Here is a 15,707-nt window from a genome sequence, read left to right as displayed (position 1 = left end):
GTGGCACATGGCCGGCAGGGTGACGCACACGACGGAAGCGGCGGGCGGACTGCGACGGACCCTGGGGTTCCGGGACCTCGTGGTCTACGGATTGCTGTTCATCGCCCCCATGGCACCGGTCGGCGTGTTCGGCACGCTCGACGCCAGGTCCCATGGCGCGGTCGCGCTGGTCTACCTGGTGGCGACCGTGGCGATGGCCTTCACCGCGTTCAGCTACGCCCAGATGGTGCGGGTGGCTCCGCAGGCGGGCTCCGTCTTCGCGTACGCGCGCAAGGGGCTGGGCGAGGGGCCGGGGTTCGTCGCCGGGTGGATGGCGATGCTCGACTATCTGCTGATCCCGGCCGTCGCCTATCTCTTCGCCGGTATCGCCATGGAGGCGCTGGTGCCGTCCGTCGACCGGTGGATCTGGACGGCGCTCGCCGTGGTGGTCACGACCCTGCTGAACCTGTGGGGCGTACGGGCGGCCGCCCGGGTCGGCTTCGCCGTGCTGGCGATGGAGATCGTGGTGCTGCTGGTGTTCCTGGTGTCGGCGGCGGTGGTGCTCGTACGGGACGGGGCGCGGCGCGACTGGTGGTCCCCGTTCACGGGGGACGTGACCTTCTCCGTGGCGGCGGTGCTGGGCGCGGTGTCCGTGGCCGTGCTGTCGTATCTGGGCTTCGACGCGATCGCCTCGTTCGCGGAGGAGGTGACGGGCGGCTCGGCGAAGGTCGCGCGGGCGGTGCTGTTCTGCCTGGCGCTGGCGGGCGTGCTGTTCGTGGCGCAGACCTGGCTGGTGGCCCTGCTGGAGCCGTTGTCGTCGGCGGAGCTGGCGGCGGAGCCCGTTCGGCAGGGGTCGGCGTTCTACGACGCGGTGGACGCGTCGGTCGGGGCGTGGCTGCACGATCTGGTGGCGGCGAGCAAGGCCGTGGGGGCGGCGTTCGCGGCGCTGGCCGGGCAGGCGGCGGCAGGGCGGCTGCTGTTCGCGATGGCCCGCGAACGGCGGCTGCCGCATGTGCTGTCGCGGACCGATTCGGGGGTGCCGCGTGTGGCGCTGCTCGTGGCGGCGACGATCACCATGGTGGCGGCGGTGTGGGCGGCACGGCGCGACGACGGGATGGACCACCTGGTGTCGGTGGTGGACATCGGGGCGCTGACCGCCTTCGTCCTGCTGCACGCGAGCGTGGTGGGGTGGTTCGCGGTACGGAGGGGTGGCGGGGGGCCTCCGCACTGGCTGAAGCACGTGGTGATGCCGGTGGTGGGCGCGGCGATCCTGGTCGCGGTGATCGTGGAGGCGTCGGCCCCGGCCCAGCTGGTGGGCGTCGTGTGGCTGGCGGCGGGCCTGGTGGTGCTGACGGCCCAGCGTGGCCGGCCCGGCCCGCCCGGGGGCGGTACGGGGACGGGCGCGGGCCCGGCCGGCCCGCAGGCGTCGGCGGCAGCGGGCCCGGGAACGGGAGCCGGTTAGCGGGAGCCGGTACGGGCGCGGGGCGGCTGCACAGCGGCTCGCGGCGGCACCCGGGCCGCACGGCGGGGCGGGGGATCTCCGCGCGGGCCGGGGCGTTGTCGGACGTGGCGCGTACGCTCGCCTCCATGGGTCTGAATACGTCTGCCGAAGCCCCCCTGCCCGTCGGTGAGGTGTCGCGGCTCATCGGCGGCTGGATCGACCGGCTCGGGGCCGTCTGGGTCGAGGGACAGATCACGCAGTTGTCGCGGCGTCCGGGGGCCGGGGTCGTCTTCCTGACGCTGCGCGACCCGTCGTACGACATCTCGGTGGGCGTGACGTGCTACCGCCAGGTCTTCGACGCGGTCGCGGACGTGGTCTCCGAGGGGGCGCGCGTCGTCGTGCACGCCAAGCCCGAGTGGTACGCGCCGCGCGGCCAGCTGTCGCTGCGGGCCGCCGAGATCAAGCCGGTCGGGATCGGCGAGCTGCTGGCCCGCCTGGAGCAGCTGAAGCGGACCCTGGGCGCGGAGGGGCTGTTCGCGCTCGACCGGAAGAAGCCGGTCCCCTTCCTTCCGCAGCTGGTCGGCCTGGTCTGCGGGCGTGCGTCGGCGGCCGAGCGGGACGTGCTGGAGAACGCGCGCAGGCGGTGGCCCGCCGTCCGGTTCGAGGTGCGGAACGTGGCGGTGCAGGGCGTGCACGCCGTGCCCCAGGTCGTCCAGGCCGTCAAGGAGCTGGACGGGGTGCCCGAGGTCGACGTGATCATCGTGGCGCGGGGCGGGGGCAGCGTGGAGGACCTGCTGCCGTTCTCCGACGAGCAGCTGGTGCGGGCGGTCGCCGCCTGCCGTACGCCGGTGGTGTCGGCGATCGGGCACGAACCGGACTCACCGCTGCTCGACCTGGTGGCGGACCTGCGGGCGTCCACACCGACGGACGCCGCGAAGAAGGTGGTCCCGGACGTGGGCGAGGAGCTGGACCGGGTGCGGTCCCTGCGCGATCGCGCGCTGCGGACCGTGCGGGGTCTGCTCGACCGGGAGGAGCGGGGCCTGGCGCACGCGCTCGCCCGGCCCGTCATGGAGCACCCGCAGCGCATGGTGGACGAGCGGGAGGCCGAGGTCGACGCCCTGCTGGCGCGCAGCAGGCGGGTGCTGGGGCACCTGCTGGACCGGGCCGACTCGGAGCTGTCCCACACCCGCGCGCGCGTGGTGGCGCTCTCCCCTGCCGCGACGCTGGAGCGGGGGTACGCGGTGCTCCAGCGGTCCGACGGCGCGGTCGTGCGCTCGCCCGACGACGTCTCGGCGGGCGAGGAGCTGCGCGCCAGGGTGGCGGAGGGCGCCTTCACGGTGCGCGCGGACTGACCGCGTACAGGCCCCGCGGCTCCGGCGCCACGCCCTGACGGTTGTGTGGACCGGTGGCGCCGGGGACCGGCGCGACAGCGGGGCCCGGCTCCGCCCGGCGGCACTGTCACTCCGCCCGGCGGCACTGTCACTCCGCCCGGCGGCACTGTCATGGCCCGCCCTTAGGCTGGTGCGCATGGCAGCCAAGACGACGGACGCGGCGATGGACACGGCGACGACGACGGCCGAGGGTACGGCGATCGGGTACGAGCAGGCGCGGGACGAGCTGATCGAGGTCGTACGCCGGCTGGAGGCCGGTGGCACGACGCTGGAGGAGTCCCTGGCCCTGTGGGAGCGGGGCGAGGAACTGGCCAGGGTGTGCCGCCGGTGGCTGGAGGGCGCCCGGGCCCGCCTCGACGCGGCCCTGGCGGACCCGGAGGACGGCGCTCCGTAGCGAGCGGATCCCGCGCTCCGGCGGCGGCCCGTTCCTTGACGCCCCGCCCCGCTGTCAAGAGCGGGAAGCCGGCGCCGGGTGACATGGATCACCCGCGCGGCGCTTTAGTTGAAAATTAACCTATCTCGGTCGTACGGTTGATCCATCGCCTGAATCGCAGCTTGTCCGAAAGGTACGCAGCATGTCCCTCGCTCTTGACCCCGCCGCCCAGGACCTTCTCTTCCGTGAGGCGCGCACCGCCAACACGTTCACCGACGAGCCGGTCACCGAGGAGCAGGTCCAGGCCATCTACGACCTGGTCAAGTTCGGGCCGACGGCCTTCAACCAGTCGCCGCTGCGTGTCGTCCTGGTGCGTTCCCCCGAGGCCCGCGAGCGCCTGGTCGCGCACATGGCCGAGGGCAACCGGCCCAAGACCGCCTCCGCGCCCCTGGTCGCGATCCTGGCCGCCGACAACGAGTTCCACGAGGAGCTCCCGGCCCTGCTGCCGCACTTCCCGCAGGCCAAGGACATGTTCTTCAGCGAGCGCCCCGCCCGTGAGCAGGCCGCGCTGGTCAACGCCACCCTCCAGGCCGCCTACTTCATCGTGGGCGTCCGCGCCGCCGGCCTCGCCGCCGGCCCGATGACCGGCTTCGACTTCGCCGGCGTCCAGAAGGAGTTCCTGGACGACGACCACACCCCGCTCATGGTCGTGAACATCGGCAAGCCCGGCGAGGACGCCTGGTTCCCGCGCTCCCCGCGCCTCGCGTACGACGAGGTCATCAAGACCGTCTGACGCCCCCGGACCGACGGCCCCGGACACCTCCCCCCAGGTGCCCGGGGCCGTCGCCGTTCCGGCGGTGAATCCCCCGGGCCGACGGCCGGGTCGTCACGGCCCGGGAGCCGGCACGGCCCGCACCCGGCGAAGGCCACGACGGGCCGCCGCGGGTTCCGCACCCGCCGACCCCCCGGCCCGCCGTCCCCGCCCCGCCCGGGCCACCGGGCCTCCCGGCCCGGAGGGGACCGTCAGGCCCGTGCCCCGGCCGGCTTCTTCGACTGCAGGGCCGCCGCCATCTCGCCCAGCCGCTCCCACGAGGCCGTGCCCGTCACCACGGTCGTCACGCCCTTGTCGCGGCGCACCAGCGCGTCGTACTTGGGGCCCTCCCAGCGCTGCCAGGCCTGCCCCGCCACCTGCTGCGTCCGGTCGGTGGCCGACGCCTCGTGGGTGACCTGGCCGATGTACTTGTCGGGCCGGGCCGCCGTGGACTGCTCCACCGCGACGTACTCGCGCTCCGGGGTGAGGAACCCGAGGTGCCAGGCATTGGCCTCCTGGCGCTCATAGGAGACGGAAGTCGCCTTCCACTCGCCGGCCAGCCCCTCGGGCGCCACGACGGCATAGGGCGCCGCACGCTGTGCCGTCAGCAGCTCGACCCGGTAGTCGACCGGCTTGATCGGGTCCGCCGTGTCGTCGTGCGGGATAAAGAGGTACATCACGCCCCCGGCGGCACAGATGACCGCCATCGACTGGAACATCCCGCGCACTGTCTGCTTGCCTCGCATACCTGCCACGCCCCCTATGGTCGCATCAGGGCATCCTGCTCAAACGTGGGCCCCTCTGCTCAATTTGTCGATGTACCGATAGAGTCGCAGCACCCTCTTCACTTCCGGCATCGCCGTACAGAAAGGTGCGCTCCGATGACCGAGCATCATCTGCCGTCCGAACTCGAGGTCTCCCCCGAGGCTCCCGACCGCAACCTGGCCCTTGAGCTCGTCCGGGTCACCGAGGCCGCCGCCATGGCCGCCGGCCGCTGGGTCGGCCGCGGCGACAAGATCGGTGCCGACGGCGCTGCGGTCAACGCCATGCGGACCCTCGTCTCCACCGTCTCGATGAACGGCGTCGTCGTCATCGGTGAGGGCGAGAAGGACGAAGCCCCCATGCTCTACAACGGGGAGCACATCGGCGACGGGACCGGCGCCGAGGTCGACATCGCGGTCGACCCGATCGACGGGACCACCCTCAACGCCAAGGGCATGCCGAACGCCATCGCCGTGCTCGCCGCCGCCGACCGCGGCACCATGTTCGACCCGTCCGCGGTCTTCTACATGGACAAGCTGGTCACCGGGCCGGAAGCCGCCGACTTCGTCGACATCAACGCCCCGGTCCCGGTGAACATCCGCCGCGTCGCCCGGGCGAAGAACATGTCCCCCGAGGACGTCACCGTGGTCATCCTGGACCGCCCCCGCCACGAGGGCATCGTCAAGGAGATCCGCGAGACCGGCGCCCGCATCAAGTTCATCTCCGACGGCGACGTCGCCGGCTCGATCATGGCCGCCCGCGAGGACACCGGCGTCGACCTGCTGCTCGGTATCGGCGGCACGCCCGAGGGCATCATCTCGGCCTGCGCGATCAAGTGCCTCGGCGGTGTCATCCAGGGCAAGCTGTGGCCGAAGGACGACGCCGAGCGCCAGCGGGCGATCGACGCGGGCCACGATCTCGACCGGGTGCTGTCCACCAACGACCTGGTCAGCGGCGACAACGTCTTCTTCGTCGCCACCGGCATCACGGACGGCGAGCTCCTGCGCGGCGTCCGCTACCGCTCCGAGACCGCCACCACCTCCTCGCTGGTGATGCGGTCCAAGTCCGGCACGATCCGGCGGATCGACTCGACGCACCGGCTCTCGAAGCTGCGCGCGTACAGCCAGATCGACTTCGACCGCGCCAAGTAGGCCCGGTCGGCCGGGCCGCCGGCCCCCAATCCCGCGGGTGCGCGGGTGCGCTCGGTGCGGTACGGGCGGACGGACGGATACGAAGAGGGGCGCCCCCATGTGCGGTGGGGGCGCCCCTTCCCGTACGGGCCGGGGCGGGTCAGCCCGCGGCGGCGATCTGCTGGCCCGTCGAAGCCGCCTTCTTGAGCTCCACGTCGCGACGCCGTCGCCGGGCCAGCACGACACGGCGCTCGGCCGCCGTCAGGCCGCCCCACACGCCGTACGGCTCGGGCTGGAGCAGCGCGTGCTCCCGGCACTCGACCATGACCGGACAGCGGGCGCAGACCCGCTTCGCGGCCTCCTCGCGGGCGAGCCGGGCGGCCGTGGGCTCCTTCGACGGGGCGAAGAACAGCCCTGCTTCATCCCGACGGCACACCGCCTCCGTGTGCCAGGGCCCGGCCTGGTCCTCGCGCGGAGGATTCCGCTGGGAGGGCATGGCGGCGACCTGGAGGGGCTGATGCGGCAGTTGCAGCACGGTCTACTCCTGACGACGGCTTCGCGAGCGAGAGACGATGCAGCAAGGCCTACCCGCTGTGCGCGCGCCTATGCACTGAGTGTCAGCCTGTTCCGAAGCGCGGGACGCGCACGGAGTGAACCGGACACCCTTGAGCCGCAAGGGAGTTGGGGCGTGCCGCCCCTCACATGCCGAGGTGTTTGCGCAGCTTGTGCTGAAGATCGGCGATGAGCTTGCCGCGCTTCGGCTTGGCCTCGATGTTGCCGAGGACGGAGTAGCCGTTGACGACGACGACCGGGGCCTCGGGGTCGGCGGATTCGAGGTTCACGACCTCGAAGTTGCCGAAGATCCCGGTCCCGCTGCCGCGCAGGGAGATGTTCTCGGGGACGCGCACCTCGACGTTGCCGAGGATCGAGGTGACGTTGATGGTGGTCAGGCGCTGGGCGAAGATCGCCTCGGTGAGGTCGATCTCGATGTTGCCGAAGAGGGAGAAGGCGTTGGTCCGCCGGCCCACCCGCCAGCGCCCCTTGCGGGTCGAACTGGAGAAGACCGCGATCAGGTTCTCCGCCGCCTCCGCGGTCCCGTCCCCGCCGTCCGGACGGCCCGGCTCGAAGGCGTGGCCGCGCGCGGCGTCGGTGGACCCGCGGGTGGCCGGCAGGTCGCGCACGAGCGGTTCGAGCTCTCCGACGGTCTTGGCCCGGTAGACCGCGTCGATCCGCTCGGAGTGCTCCTCGGCGTCGATCCGCCCCTCGGCGAGGGCGTCCCGGAGGATGTCCGCGAACCGGTCGCGGTCGGCGTCCGAGGCCCGGATGCCCGCGGCGGGCGCCGCGGCCGGCTCGTGGAACCGCTGGTCGGCCCGGTGATCCGCCCGTGGCCGGGCCTGCTCCTCCAGCAGCCGCTCGGGCTGCTGACCGGCCTGCTTCTCGGGCTGCTTTTCGAGGTCCACGCAACCAGCCTAGCGAAACGCGATAGATCGCGACCAGGGGGCGCGACGACGCGCGGCGGGAAGCGGCCGGGAACTGAGCCTTACCTCACAGGTCCGGCGCCGGTGCCGCGTCTTACGCTTGTGAGCGCGCTGCCAATGGAGGCCGCGCCGCCGTCTGCCGAGTGAGGAATGGCCGTAATGCCCCCTGTCTCCCGCCCGACCAACCCCGCGTTCGCGTACTCCGATCTGCTCCCGCTGGGAGCGGACACCACGCCCTACCGCCTGGTGACCGCCGAGGGCGTCTCCACCTTCGAGGCGGACGGCCGTACGTTCCTCAAGGTCGAGCCGGAGGCGCTGCGCACGCTGGCCGCCGAGGCGATCCACGACATCCAGCACTACCTGCGGCCGGCGCACCTCGCCCAGCTCCGCAAGATCATCGACGATCCCGAGGCGTCGTCGAACGACAAGTTCGTCGCGCTGGACCTGCTGAAGAACGCCAACATCGCGGCCGCCGGCGTGCTGCCCATGTGCCAGGACACCGGCACGGCGATCGTCATGGGCAAGCGCGGGCAGAATGTCCTGACCTCCGGCGGCGACGAGGAGGCGCTCTCGCGCGGCATCTTCGACGCCTACACCAAGCTCAACCTGCGGTACTCGCAGATGGCTCCGCTCACCATGTGGGAGGAGAAGAACACCGGCTCGAACCTCCCCGCCCAGATCGAGCTGTACGCGACCGACGGCGGCGCCTACAAGTTCCTCTTCATGGCCAAGGGCGGCGGCTCGGCCAACAAGTCCTTCCTCTACCAGGAGACGAAGGCCGTCCTCAACGAGGCGAGCATGATGAAGTTCCTGGAGGAGAAGATCCGCTCGCTCGGTACGGCGGCCTGCCCGCCGTACCACCTGGCGATCGTCGTCGGCGGCACGTCCGCCGAGTTCGCCCTGAAGACCGCGAAGTACGCCTCCGCGCATTACCTGGACGCGCTGCCGTCCGAGGGTTCGGAGCTGGGCCACGGCTTCCGTGACGAGGAGCTGGAGAAGAAGGTCTTCGAGCTGACGCAGAAGATCGGCATCGGCGCGCAGTTCGGCGGCAAGTACTTCTGCCACGACGTGCGCGTGGTCCGGCTGCCGCGCCACGGCGCCTCGCTGCCGGTGGCCATCGCCGTGTCCTGCTCGGCCGACCGCCAGGCCGTCGCGAAGATCACCGCCGAGGGCGTCTTCCTGGAGCAGCTGGAGACCGACCCGGCGCGCTTCCTGCCGGAGACCACCGACGAGCACCTCTCCACCGAGAGTGACGTCGTGAAGATCGACCTCAACCAGCCGATGGACGAGATCCTCGCCGAGCTGACCAAGTACCCGGTCAAGACCCGGCTCTCGCTCACCGGCCCGCTGGTCGTGGCCCGTGACATCGCGCACGCCAAGATCAAGGAGCGGCTGGACGCGGGCGAGGAGATGCCGCAGTACCTGAAGGACCACCCGGTCTACTACGCCGGCCCGGCCAAGACCCCCGAGGGGTACGCCTCCGGCTCCTTCGGCCCGACGACGGCCGGCCGGATGGACTCCTACGTCGAGCAGTTCCAGGCGGCGGGCGGCTCCAAGGTCATGCTGGCCAAGGGCAACCGCTCGAAGCAGGTCACGGACGCGTGCGGCAGCCACGGCGGCTTCTACCTGGGCTCCATCGGCGGCCCGGCCGCACGCCTCGCCCAGGACTGCATCAAGAAGGTCGAGGTCGTCGAGTACGAGGAGCTCGGCATGGAGGCGGTCTGGAAGATCGAGGTCGAGGACTTCCCGGCGTTCATCGTGGTGGACGACAAGGGGAACGACTTCTTCCAGGCGCCGGCCGAGCCGCCGACGTTCCTGAACATCCCGGTGCGCGGCCCCGGCCAGGCGTAACCCGGCCGCACGGCCCCGGCACGGAGCCCCGTGAGGGGCCCGGTCCGGGGCCGTCGCCGGTCCGGCGCCGGTGCCCGGTCACCCTTCCGGTGGCCGGGCCCCGGCAGGGCCCGCGGCGATGCCGGCGGTCAGGCGGTGAAGCGCTGCTTCGGCGAGCCGTCGCAGGGCTGGAGCTCCACGGGCGCCTTCGCCGCGCCGAGCGTCAGGCAGAGCCCGGTCGCCGCCGCCGGGCGGATGGTGCCCGCCTGGCGGACGAACTTCTGGTTCGCCGCGCCGGAGCAGTTCCACAGGACCGGATCGACGCCCGCCTGGTACCTGGCGGCGGGCACGTCCAGGCAGCGGTCATGGGTCAGTCCGGTGCGCACCGCCTGCTGGGCGGGGTCGTACCACCAGTCCTGGTTGCGGCCGCCGTGGCAGTCCCAGCCGCCGACGGCCGTGCCGTTGCGGGTGACGGACGCCGTGACGTCCAGACAGGTCCCGGTGGCCTCGTTCCTGAGGGGCTTGAACAGGTCGTCCCACGCCCCGGGCTGCAGCACCGGCCTGCCGGTGGAGGCGGGGTCGGCGCAGCTCCCCTCGCGCAGGCCCGAGTCGTACAGCTGGGTGAGGCAGGAGGCGAAGGCGGCGTGCCCGGCCGCGTTCGGGTGGAAGGACTGGCGTACGGAGTTGGCGTCCGGCGTGCCGGGCTTGGACAGGTCGATGTACAGACCGCGCGCCCAGGTGTTCTCCATGCAGACCTCGTGCCCGTGGAAGAGCCGGGAGTTGTCGAGGTAGGTGGCGCCGGTGGCCCTGGCCGCCTCGCGCATGCCGCGTTCGAAGGCGGGGACGGCGGTGTTGCGGCCCCAGACGGTGTCGGAGTCGTATCCGAGGCCGCCGCAGATCAGTTTGCCGGGGAAGGAGGGGTTGTCGGGGAAGTCCGGGCCGATGGGGCTCGGGTAGCCCATGACGACCATCCGGTAGTCGCCGTCGGCGTATCCGGCGTCGCGCATCACGGTGCGCAGGTCGCGCACGGTCTGCTCGACCTTGGGAACGAGGGCGTCGACGCGGGCCTGCCAGCCGCCCGCGTACGTGGGCTCGCAGGGGCCCTGGAGCGTCAGGTAACGGGTGACGCAGTCGGTCATCACCGGACCGAACTGCAGGTCGTCGTTGGCGCCGGCGACCAGGAGGACCATCTTGATGCGGGTGTTGCGGGCCTTGATGGCCAGATTGTCGCTCTGGACGAGTTCGTCGGCGTACTGCTTCGTACCGCCGATGCGGATGTTTCCGCTGTACGCCCCGGAGCAGGAGACGTTGTAGGTGACGTCCGCGGGGATGCCGGTGCGGTGGATGGCGGCGTCGGGCGAGCGGTGGCACCAGTTGTCCGGGCCGTTGGTGCCCGGCTCGTAGGTGCCGACGCCCTCGCCCGAGATCTCGCTGTCGCCCAGCGAGATCAGGCCGGACCTGCGCTCGGCGGGCGGACGCTCGGCGGGGCTGCCGTACAGTGCGGTGGCCTCGGCCGCGCGGATCTTCTCCAGCTCGGGCGGGAGCGGGACGGACGCGGTGGTGCGAGGGGCCTCGGTGCCCGCCGGAGCGGCGGTGGCGGCGGTCGTCGCGCCGATGGCGGCCGCGAGCGCGGCGGCCGCCGCGACCGTGCACCGGAGCCCGAGCCTGCGTACCGGCCCGCGTCCGGGTCCGGTTCTGGTGCGCGTCATTGCGCCTCCTGGAAGTGGGGTTACCCACGGTTTTTACTGGCCGGTACGAGTCTTGGGAATACACAGAACAAGACAAGTGCTCAACTTTCACGGGAGGTTGGAGAACCATGAGCGACGCGAGCGAGTACCGGACCGAGCACGACTCCATGGGCGAGGTGAGGGTCCCCGCCCATGCCAAGTGGCGGGCCCAGACCCAGCGGGCGGTGGAGAACTTCCCCATCTCCGGGCAGCGCCTGGAACGCGCCCACATCGAGGCACTGGCCCACATCAAGGCCGCCGCCGCCAAGGTCAACGCGGAACTGGGAGTCCTCGACGCGGACATCGCCGGAGCCGTCCGCGAGGCGGCGGCCGAGGTCGCCGAGGGCCGCTGGGACGAGCACTTCCCGGTGGACGTCTTCCAGACCGGCTCCGGCACCTCGTCCAACATGAACACGAACGAGGTGCTCGCCACGCTCGCCGGGGAGCGCCTGGGCCGGGACGTCCACCCCAACGACCACGTGAACGCCTCCCAGTCGTCCAACGACGTCTTCCCCTCCTCCATCCACATCGCGGCGACGGCCGCCGTCACCCATGACCTGATCCCGGCGCTGGACCACCTGGCCGCCGCGCTGGAGCGGAAGTCGGCCGCGTTCGCGGACGTCGTGAAGTCCGGCCGTACGCATCTGATGGACGCCACGCCCGTGACGCTGGGCCAGGAGTTCGGCGGGTACGCGGCGCAGGTGCGCTACGGCGTGGAGCGGCTCCGTGCCTCGCTTCCGCGCCTGGCCGAACTTCCCCTCGGCGGCACGGCGGTCGGCACCGGCATCAACACCCCGCCCGGCTTCTCCGCCGCGGTGATCGCCGAGGTCGCGCGCGCCACCGGGCTGCCGCTCACCGAGGCCAGGGACCACTTCGAGGCCCAGGGCGCGCGGGACGGGCTGGTGGAGACCTCCGGGCAGCTGCGCACCATCGCGGTGGGACTCACCAAGATCTCCAACGATCTGCGCTGGATGGCCTCCGGACCGCGCACCGGGCTGGCCGAGATCAATCTCCCGGACCTCCAGCCGGGTTCGTCGATCATGCCCGGCAAGGTCAATCCGGTGATCCCGGAGGCCGTCCTGATGGTCGCCGCCCAGGTCGTCGGGAACGACGCCACGGTCGCCACGGCCGGCGCCTCCGGCAACTTCGAGCTCAACGTGATGCTTCCGGTGATCGCCAGGAACCTGCTGGAGTCCATCCGGCTGCTGGCCAACGCCTCGCGACTGCTCGCGGACCGCACGGTCGACGGGATCACCGCCAACGCCGAGCGGGCCCGCGAGTACGCCGAGTCGTCGCCGTCCGTCGTGACCCCGCTCAACAAGTACATCGGGTACGAGGAGGCGGCGAAGGTCGCCAAGAAGTCCCTGGCCGAACGCAGGACGATCCGCGAAGTGGTGCTGGAATCGGGGTATGTGGAGCGGGGCGACCTGACGCTGGAACAACTCGACGAGGCCCTGGACGTCCTGCGCATGACGCGTCCGTGACCCTCGTCCCCACGCCGGTTCCGGGCGCACACCCGTCCCCCGCGGTGGCCTCCGTCACGGTGAGGGCCGGAATGCGCGCCCGTAAGATCTGCGCATGACAGCCGAGACGACGGGAACCGGGGCGTGCGCCGAGGGCGCGCGCTGGGCGCCGGGTGCGCAGATTCTGTGGCGGTACAGGGACAACGGCGGCGACCACGTCCATATCTGCCGGCCCGTGACCGTGGTGCGGGACTCCCCCGATCTGCTCGCCGTGTGGATGGCGCCGGGGACCGAGTGCGTCAAACCCGTCCTCGCCGACGGCACCCCCGTCCACGAGGAGCCGCTGGCGACCCGTTACACGGCCCCCCGCACCACCCGGCGCGCCCGCTGGAGCGGTACGGGGGTGCTGAAGCTCGTCCGCCCCGGTGAGCCGTGGTCGGTCTGGCTCTTCTGGGACGACGACTGGGAGTTCCGCAGCTGGTACGTCAACCTGGAGGAGCCGCACACCCGGTGGTCCGGGGGCGTGGACTCCGAGGACCACTTCCTGGACATCTCCGTCTTCCCGGACCGTACGTGGCTGTGGCGCGACGAGGACGAGTTCGCGCAGGCCCAGCGCAGCGGCCTGATGGACGCGGCCCAGGCCGCGCGGGTCCGCGAGGCCGGGCGGGCCGCGATCGAGGTCGTCCGCTCGTGGGGGCCGCCGTTCTCCGACGGCTGGGAGAACTGGCGGCCGGAGCCGCACTGGCCCGTTCCGGAGCTGCCGGCGGACTGGGATCGCACTCCGGCGCACACGGCTCCGTGAGACCCTTGATGCGCCCCAGGGGGGCAAACGTAGGATCGTCCTCCGCAAGGCCGCGAAGCAGTAACGACTGAGTACAGAGCAGGACCTGACCGTAAGTCATCAACGAGGGAGTGGAGCCGTGCTGGATGTGTGCCCGGATCCCGCGCCCCTTGTCGACGCCCCCCTCACAGCGGGTATAGCGCCTGACAGAGCGACTGCATCGCCCAACCGGCCCGGACGGACGGAATCCCACGCGTGACGGAGCATCCCACCTCCCACGAAGGCCGGCAGCCCCTCGCTGCCCGACCGCAGGAACGCACCCGGCCGCGGCAGGAGACGCCCCCGGCACCCGCCGCGTCGACCGCGGCCGCGTCGGGGCCGGCCTCCGCGCCCGGACGCGGCCCGTGCTGCGGTCACGCGCCGGGACCCGGGCACGGACCGGCCGCCGCGCACACGGCCGGCGCGGGCCACGTACCGGCGCCCGGGCGCGGCCCGGCCGGGCCCGGCAACGGCGGTCTGGGCGGTCCCCCGCCCACCTCCACGACGACATCCGCCTCCGGGGCGGCACCGGGGTCCGTGCCCGCCGTGGGCGCCGTGTCCGCGCCGTCCGGGGCCGGCCCCCAGGACCCGGTGGGCACCGCCCGCCGCGAGGGCGACCGGCTGCGCTTCGTCGGCGCCGCGACCCGGCGCATCGCCCGGGGGATAGACCTGGACGAGATCGTGCTGGGGCTGTGCCGGGCGACCGTGCCGACCTTCTCCGACGCGATCCTGGTCTATCTGCGCGACCCGCTGCCGGTGGGCGACGAACGGCCCGTCGACCCCTTCGTCCTGCGGCTGCGCCGCACGGACCGGCTGCGTTTAACCGATGACGACTGCGAACTCGGCCTGGCCACGGCCGGGCCGGCGGGCGGCGAGGCCGAACCCGGGCCCGCGGCGGAACTGTGCGAGGTCCGCCCCGGAGGCGCCCTCGCCGAGGTCCTGCGGGGCGTGCGCCCGGTCTTCGGCGACTCGGCCGCCGCCCGCGCGGCGCTGCCCGAGCTCCTCGGCGACGGCCGCTCCGTACCGTCCGGGCACCGGGCGATCCTCGCGCCGCTGCGCGGGCGTCGGCGGGTGATCGGCGCCGCGGTGTTCCTGCGCCGCCCCGACCGGCCGTCGTTCGAACCCAACGACCTCCTGGTGGCGGCGCAGCTGGCCACCCATACGGCGCTCGGCATCGACAAGGCCGTGCTCTACGGGCGCGAGGCGTACATCGCCGACGAGCTCCAGCGCACCATGCTGCCGGAGAACCTGCCGCAGCCGACCGGCGTGAAGCTCGCCTCCCGGTATCTGCCGGCCGCCGAGACGGCCCGCGTCGGCGGGGACTGGTACGACGCCATCCCGCTGCCCGGCAGCAGGGTGGCGCTGGTCGTGGGCGACGTCATGGGCCACTCCATGACGTCGGCCGCCATCATGGGCCAGCTGCGCACCACCGCGCAGACCCTGGCCGGGCTCGACCTGCCTCCGCAGGAGGTGCTGCACCACCTCGACGAGCAGGCCCAGCGGCTCGGTGAGAACCGCATGGCCACCTGCATGTACGCGGTGTACGACCCGGTCGCGCACCGGATCACCATCGCCAACGCGGGCCATCCGCCGCCGATACTGCTCCATCTCGGCGGCCGGGCCGAGGTGCTCCGGGTGCCGCCGGGGGCGCCCATCGGCGTGGGCGGCGTCGACTTCGAGGCGGTCGAGCTGGACGCCCCCGCGGGCGCCACGCTGCTGCTCTACACCGACGGGCTCGTCGAGTCCCGGCTGAGGGACGTGTGGACCGGTATAGAGCAGCTGCGCGAGCGGCTGGCCGCCACCGCCCAGCTGACCGGCCCCGACCACTCCCCGCCGCTGGAGGCGCTCTGCGACGACGTCCTGGACATGCTCGGCCCGGGCGACCGGGACGACGACATCGCCCTGCTCGCCGCCCGCTTCGACGGGATCGCACCGAGCGATGTCGCCTACTGGTTCCTGGAGCCGGAGGACGCGGCGCCCGGCCGGGCCCGCAGGCTCGCCCGTCGGGCGCTGGCCCGGTGGGACCTGGAGGAGCTCTCGGACAGCGTCGAGCTGCTCGTCAGCGAGGTCGTCACCAACGCCGTGCGGTACGCGGAGCGGCCGGTGACCCTGCGGCTGCTGCGGACGGACGTGCTGCGCTGCGAGGTCGGTGACGACGCGCCCCAGCTGCCGCGCCAGCGGCGTGCCCGCGACACCGACGAAGGCGGGCGGGGCCTCTTCCTGGTGAACCGGCTGGCCAGGCGGTGGGGGGCCACCCGGCTCTCGACCGGCAAGGTGGTCTGGTTCGAACTGCCCACCCGCGCGTGACGCCGTAGCGCGTCGTCCGACGGCGTGACACGACGAAGGTGGCCGGTCCCCGAGGGGGCCGGCCACCTTTCTCGTACCGCGCCGGGAGTCCCGTGCCCCTGTGGCCCCGGGGTCACAGGGCCAAAAGGTCACCGGGTCACCGGGTCACCGGGTCACCGGGTCACCGGGTGCCATGAACCGGGGCACGACCCCGCC

13 protein-coding genes are annotated in these 15,707 nt (G+C 72.5%); 9 read left to right on the top strand and 4 right to left on the bottom strand.

The genetic code is table 11. The features are described from left to right. Positions 1-7 precede the first annotated feature (7 nt). From PUR26_RS28375 to PUR26_RS28360, 4 genes are all read left to right on the top strand, one after another. Complete coding sequence (locus PUR26_RS28375) at positions 8-1,441, top strand: APC family permease (RefSeq protein WP_329876532.1); 1,434 nt, start codon at positions 8-10, stop codon at positions 1,439-1,441. Between the two features lie 125 nt (positions 1,442-1,566). Continuing rightward, the gene (xseA, locus tag PUR26_RS28370) at positions 1,567-2,772 is read left to right on the top strand and encodes an exodeoxyribonuclease VII large subunit (protein WP_329876530.1); all 1,206 of its coding nucleotides are present in this window, start codon (positions 1,567-1,569) and stop codon (positions 2,770-2,772) included. Between the two features lie 202 nt (positions 2,773-2,974). Further along, positions 2,975-3,205, top strand: coding sequence for an exodeoxyribonuclease VII small subunit (locus PUR26_RS28365; protein ID WP_329876753.1), 231 nt, complete (start codon positions 2,975-2,977; stop codon positions 3,203-3,205). 181 nt (positions 3,206-3,386) lie between these two features. Then, positions 3,387-3,977, top strand: coding sequence for a malonic semialdehyde reductase (locus tag PUR26_RS28360; protein WP_329876528.1), 591 nt, complete (start codon positions 3,387-3,389; stop codon positions 3,975-3,977). A 230-nt stretch (positions 3,978-4,207) separates the two neighbouring features. Here PUR26_RS28360 and PUR26_RS28355 read toward each other — a convergent pair whose 3' ends face one another. After that, complete coding sequence (locus tag PUR26_RS28355) at positions 4,208-4,741, bottom strand: DUF4245 domain-containing protein (protein ID WP_329876751.1); 534 nt, start codon at positions 4,739-4,741, stop codon at positions 4,208-4,210. Between the two features lie 135 nt (positions 4,742-4,876). Here PUR26_RS28355 and glpX point away from each other — a divergent pair, with 135 nt between their 5' ends. Beyond that, positions 4,877-5,908 (top strand): class II fructose-bisphosphatase, encoded by a 1,032-nt coding sequence (glpX, locus tag PUR26_RS28350; protein ID WP_329876526.1) that lies wholly within the window; start codon positions 4,877-4,879, stop codon positions 5,906-5,908. Positions 5,909-6,047: 139 nt separating this feature from the next. Here glpX and PUR26_RS28345 read toward each other — a convergent pair whose 3' ends face one another. Continuing rightward, positions 6,048-6,422, bottom strand: coding sequence for a WhiB family transcriptional regulator (locus tag PUR26_RS28345; RefSeq protein WP_329876524.1), 375 nt, complete (start codon positions 6,420-6,422; stop codon positions 6,048-6,050). Positions 6,423-6,585: 163 nt separating this feature from the next. Beyond that, entirely contained in the window at positions 6,586-7,347 is a 762-nt protein-coding gene (locus PUR26_RS28340; protein ID WP_443077198.1) for a DUF1707 SHOCT-like domain-containing protein, read from the bottom strand. 177 nt (positions 7,348-7,524) lie between these two features. Here PUR26_RS28340 and PUR26_RS28335 point away from each other — a divergent pair, with 177 nt between their 5' ends. Next, positions 7,525-9,216, top strand: a complete 1,692-nt coding sequence (locus PUR26_RS28335; RefSeq protein WP_329876522.1) for a fumarate hydratase — start codon at positions 7,525-7,527, stop codon at positions 9,214-9,216. A gap of 128 nt (positions 9,217-9,344) precedes the next feature. On the opposite strand, the gene PUR26_RS28330 is transcribed toward PUR26_RS28335, so the two are convergent. Then, a complete protein-coding gene (locus tag PUR26_RS28330; protein ID WP_329876520.1) occupies positions 9,345-10,904 on the bottom strand; it encodes a ricin-type beta-trefoil lectin domain protein in 1,560 nt (519 codons plus the stop codon). A 107-nt stretch (positions 10,905-11,011) separates the two neighbouring features. Between PUR26_RS28330 and PUR26_RS28325 the strand changes: the two genes are divergently transcribed. From PUR26_RS28325 to PUR26_RS28315, 3 genes are all read left to right on the top strand, one after another. Continuing rightward, complete coding sequence (locus PUR26_RS28325; RefSeq protein WP_329876518.1) at positions 11,012-12,406, top strand: class II fumarate hydratase; 1,395 nt, start codon at positions 11,012-11,014, stop codon at positions 12,404-12,406. A gap of 94 nt (positions 12,407-12,500) precedes the next feature. Continuing rightward, on the top strand, positions 12,501-13,187 hold the full coding sequence (fomD, locus tag PUR26_RS28320) for a cytidylyl-2-hydroxypropylphosphonate hydrolase (protein ID WP_329876516.1): 687 nt from the start codon (positions 12,501-12,503) through the stop codon (positions 13,185-13,187). 234 nt (positions 13,188-13,421) lie between these two features. Then, positions 13,422-15,512 (top strand): SpoIIE family protein phosphatase, encoded by a 2,091-nt coding sequence (locus PUR26_RS28315; protein ID WP_443077196.1) that lies wholly within the window; start codon positions 13,422-13,424, stop codon positions 15,510-15,512. Positions 15,513-15,707 lie beyond the last annotated feature (195 nt).

This window comes from Streptomyces sp. SP18CS02, from assembly GCF_036322365.1.
Classification (GTDB): domain Bacteria; phylum Actinomycetota; class Actinomycetes; order Streptomycetales; family Streptomycetaceae; genus Streptomyces.
Note: the sequence above shows the minus strand (reverse complement) of the source record. Positions and strands in the feature narration are given on the sequence as shown.

What these genes read in the sequence shown, in the direction of transcription:
- PUR26_RS28355 (WP_329876751.1), bottom strand. Translation starts at nt 4,741, where the DNA reads ATGCGAGGCAAGCAGACAGTGCGCGGGATGTTCCAGTCGATGGCGGTC.
- glpX (WP_329876526.1), top strand. Translation starts at nt 4,877, where the DNA reads ATGACCGAGCATCATCTGCCGTCCGAACTCGAGGTCTCCCCCGAGGCT.
- PUR26_RS28360 (WP_329876528.1), top strand. Translation starts at nt 3,387, where the DNA reads ATGTCCCTCGCTCTTGACCCCGCCGCCCAGGACCTTCTCTTCCGTGAG.
- PUR26_RS28365 (WP_329876753.1), top strand. Translation starts at nt 2,975, where the DNA reads ATGGACACGGCGACGACGACGGCCGAGGGTACGGCGATCGGGTACGAG.
- fomD (WP_329876516.1), top strand. Translation starts at nt 12,501, where the DNA reads ATGACAGCCGAGACGACGGGAACCGGGGCGTGCGCCGAGGGCGCGCGC.
- xseA (WP_329876530.1), top strand. Translation starts at nt 1,567, where the DNA reads ATGGGTCTGAATACGTCTGCCGAAGCCCCCCTGCCCGTCGGTGAGGTG.
- PUR26_RS28335 (WP_329876522.1), top strand. Translation starts at nt 7,525, where the DNA reads ATGCCCCCTGTCTCCCGCCCGACCAACCCCGCGTTCGCGTACTCCGAT.
- PUR26_RS28325 (WP_329876518.1), top strand. Translation starts at nt 11,012, where the DNA reads ATGAGCGACGCGAGCGAGTACCGGACCGAGCACGACTCCATGGGCGAG.
- PUR26_RS28330 (WP_329876520.1), bottom strand. Translation starts at nt 10,904, where the DNA reads ATGACGCGCACCAGAACCGGACCCGGACGCGGGCCGGTACGCAGGCTC.
- PUR26_RS28375 (WP_329876532.1), top strand. Translation starts at nt 8, where the DNA reads ATGGCCGGCAGGGTGACGCACACGACGGAAGCGGCGGGCGGACTGCGA.